4 protein-coding genes are annotated in these 3,502 nt (G+C 62.9%); 1 reads left to right on the forward strand and 3 read right to left on the reverse strand.

Features of this window, described 5'->3' with window-relative positions:
• A partial coding sequence (locus A3754_RS21075) for an MATE family efflux transporter (protein WP_063521243.1) occupies nucleotides 1-1,217 on the reverse strand: 1,217 nt, incomplete at its 3' end.
• A gap of 34 nt (nucleotides 1,218-1,251) precedes the next feature.
• Here A3754_RS21075 and A3754_RS21080 point away from each other — a divergent pair.
• On the forward strand, nucleotides 1,252-1,839 hold the full coding sequence (locus A3754_RS21080) for an elongation factor P hydroxylase (RefSeq protein ID WP_369817636.1): 588 nt from the start codon (nucleotides 1,252-1,254) through the stop codon (nucleotides 1,837-1,839).
• 88 nt (nucleotides 1,840-1,927) lie between these two features.
• Here A3754_RS21080 and A3754_RS21085 read toward each other — a convergent pair whose 3' ends face one another.
• Together A3754_RS21085 and A3754_RS21090 are read right to left on the reverse strand one after the other, a co-directional pair.
• Nucleotides 1,928-3,235, reverse strand: a complete 1,308-nt coding sequence (locus tag A3754_RS21085; protein ID WP_063521244.1) for a DUF58 domain-containing protein — start codon at nucleotides 3,233-3,235, stop codon at nucleotides 1,928-1,930.
• On the reverse strand, nucleotides 3,232-3,502 hold a 271-nt coding region (locus tag A3754_RS21090), incomplete at its 5' end, for a MoxR family ATPase (RefSeq protein WP_231880722.1). The genes A3754_RS21090 and A3754_RS21085, both read right to left, overlap by 4 nt.

The following is a 3,502-nucleotide window of genomic DNA, read 5'->3' on the forward strand; positions in this document are numbered from 1 at the left end:
GCCAGGCCGTAGCCGATGGGCAGGCCGATACCCCAGTAGGCCAGCAGGGTCATTACCATGGGCCAACCGGTGTCTTCAAACCCGCGCAGGCAGCCATTGGCGCACACCTGCAGGGCGTCGGAAACCTGGTACAGGGCAGCGAATAGCAACAGGTAGCTGGCCAGGGCAATCACCGAGCCGTTGTCGGTATAAATACGGGGAATCCAGTGGCGGGCCAGCACCAGACTGGAGGCGGCAGCGATGCCCACGACCAGGGTAATGGCCATGGCCACCTGCACCGCTACGCGGATGCCGTCCCGGTCGCTGCGACCCCGGGCGTGGCCCACCCGCACGGTGGCGGCCAGGGCAAAACTCAGTGGCACCATGAAAATCAGGGAGGTGAAGTTGAGAGCAATCTGGTGGCTGGCAACGACCTGGGCCCCCAGGCTGCCGATCAGCAGGGCGATGACCGCAAAGATGCTCACCTCAAAGAAAATCGTCAGCCCCACCGGCAAGCCCAGGCGCAGCATGTAGCCAAGACTGGCCCGTTCAAAATGCCGTTGCCGCAGGTTCAATGGCGCGTGCTGATAGACCGGGTGGCGGTGCGTGTAGATCATCATCATCAGCGCCATGGACCACATCACCAGCGAGGTGGCCCAGCCGCAGCCCACGCCGCCCATGGCCGGGAAGCCGAGCTTGCCGTAGATCAGCACATAGTTGCTGGGAATGTTGATCATCAGCCCGATAACGCTGATCAGCAGCACCGGACGGGTATGATTCATGGCCTCGGTATAACTGCGCAGGGCCAGCATTATCGCGGCACCGGGCATCCCCCAGCTGAGCGCATCCAGGTAGCCGCTGACCATGGGCCGAATGGCCGGGTCCACGTCCATCCATACCAGCACCGGGGCAATGCTGCGCAGGATCAGCGCACACAGGACACCCAGCCCCAGGCCCAACCAGAGCCCCTGCTGGGCGAGGGGGTTGATGCGATGATAAGCTTCGCCGCCCAGATGCCGCGACAGCACCGGGGTGGCGCTCATCAGCACGCCGGTCATGAACAGGAACAGGGGCACCCAGATACTGGCGCCCACGGCCACCGCGGCCAGGTCATTGGCGCTGACTCGCCCGGCCATCATGGTGTCCACAAAGCCGTTGGCCGTCTGCGCCAGTTGCCCACCCAGAATCGGCAGTGCGAGGGTGAGTTGGGCGGCGAGTTCCTGACGGCGGGATAACATAGGCAAGTGCTACTGTTGTAAACGGAACGGTGTGGTGAACGAAATAGATCAGAATCAGGTTCAGACGAAGGCGGCTACCATACCGCAAAGCGCTTCACAGGGGTACGTCAGTGGTGAACTGGAGCGCCTGTTTCGGGCGACTTTTTTCGATTCCCACCACACCGTGCTGGTAGGCGGTGCCAGTGAACCGGTTTACCTGCCAGGCCGTCCCCACCAAATTTGCTATACCCGCGATTATTTTCGCAGTGCCCTGCACGAAATCGCCCACTGGTGCGTAGCCGGTCCGGCACGCCGCGAGCAGGAAGATTACGGTTACTGGTATGCACCGGATGGGCGCAGTGCGGATCAGCAGGCGGAGTTCAGCCGGGTGGAAGTCTATCCTCAGGCTTTGGAAGCGCTTTTCTGTGCCGCTTGTGGGCATGATTTTCGGGTGTCGCTGGATAACCTGAATGGTGACGGTGGTGATGAAGCGGCGTTTGCGGTGGAGGTAAAAGCGAAAGCGCAGGCGTTGCTGGAGCAAGGCCTCGCCGAGCGACCGGCGCGTTGGTGTAAAGCGCTGGCAAAAGCGTATGAGCGTGAGGCTGTGCCGCTCGGTCAGGCGCTGGAGCGCTTGTTTTGTTAGTGTTGTCGGATTACGGCCTTCGGCCTAATTCGACCGACAAAACCCAACTTCTCAAGTAGGTCGAATTAGCCTGAAANGCGTAATCCGACTAAAGCCGTCCGCTGCGTTTCAGTGCCAGATATAGATGGTTTAATTGCTGCGGCATGTTTTGCGGTGTGGCGCTGGTGACGAGCGCGCCGGCGTGGCGCAGGCGGGTATGCAGCTGCTCGCGCTGCTTTTGTTCCTGGGCGTCGGCACAGACGGTCAGCGCCTGATCGAAATCCTCCACCGGCTGACGGGCCAGGGCTTCCTGTTCGGGCAGCAGCATGTCGGCAATCAGCACCAGATGGTGGCGCCGCATCAAGCCGACGGCGCTGAGCAGGTCATCCAGATCCTCGTGTTGCAGCCGTGTCACCAGCACCACCAGTGCCCGTCGGCGGCTATGGCGTACCAGTTGGCGGGCGGCCAGGCTGAAGTCGCTGGCGTGCTGGCTGGGGTGCAGATCGTAGAGCCCGTTGAGCAAATGATTGAGACCATTCTGGCCCTGCACCGGCGGCAGCCAGCGTGGCTGGTCGCCGGAGAACAGCATGGCCCCGGCCTTGTCTTTCTGTTTGAGCGCACTCCAGGCAAGCAGCAGCGAGGCATTGAGCGCATGGTCGAAGCCGGTGAGCTTGCCCACTGGCATGCCCAGGCGCCGGCCACCATCCAGCATGATAAGCACTTGCTGGTTTTGCTCGTCCTGATACTCACGGCTGATCAAACTGCGGCGGCGGGCAGTGGCTTTCCAGTCGATCTGACGCAGGCTGTCGCCGGGGTGATACTCGCGTAACTGGTGAAATTCCATACCTTCGCCACGGCGGGGCTTGAGGCGACTGCCGGTGAGCAGAAAGGAATGGTTGGCGTCCAGCTGCGTCTGGCTGATGCGGGAAAAATCCGGGTACACCGGCACGGTGCAATGGGCCGGGCAGGTTTTGCGTAGCGACCAGAAACCCAGCTGGCTGGGGAACCAGAATTCCAGGTCACCGAACGTCACCGGGCCACGCCGGCTGGGGCGGTAGTGGTAAGTGAATTCGGTGAGTTCTTGCTCGGCACGGGCCAGCTCACAGGGCAGGCCAGTGAGCGGGTCATCGCCGGGGTGATGGTCCGCCAGGGTCATGGAGGCCGGCAGCTCGGCGGAGGGAATGCGTACCTTGATCGGGTGCGGCTGTTGCACGGACAGGGCATTGGGCACGATACGCTCGGCCGATGGGGCCGGACGGCGCAAGCCATGGAGCAGGTCGAGCAGGGCAAAGGCCGCCAGAATCGCTCCGGCCGCCCACCACAACAGGCTCGCGATGCTGCCGCTGAAAAACAACAGCAAGATCGCGCTCAGGGCCCACAGGCCAACGGCAAGAAGCAGGCGAGGTGCAGGCTTCATTGCCGCGGCGCTTCCACCTGGTCAAGCAGACGGGCCAGGGCGGTTTCCGGGGTTTGGCCTTCGATTTCTGCGTCGGCGCTGAGCTGGATGCGATGGCGCAGTACCGGGCGGGCCACTTGCTGGATGTCGTCCGGGGTGACGAAGTCACGGCCTTCGAACATGGCCTGCACGCGGGCCGCCCGGGCCAGGGCAATGCTGGCCCGGGGGCTGGCGCCGTGGCTCAGGCCATTGAAGTCCCGTGTGGCACGGACGATGCGCAGGGCATAG

The sequence above is a fragment of the Alcanivorax sp. HI0083 genome, assembly GCF_001635175.1.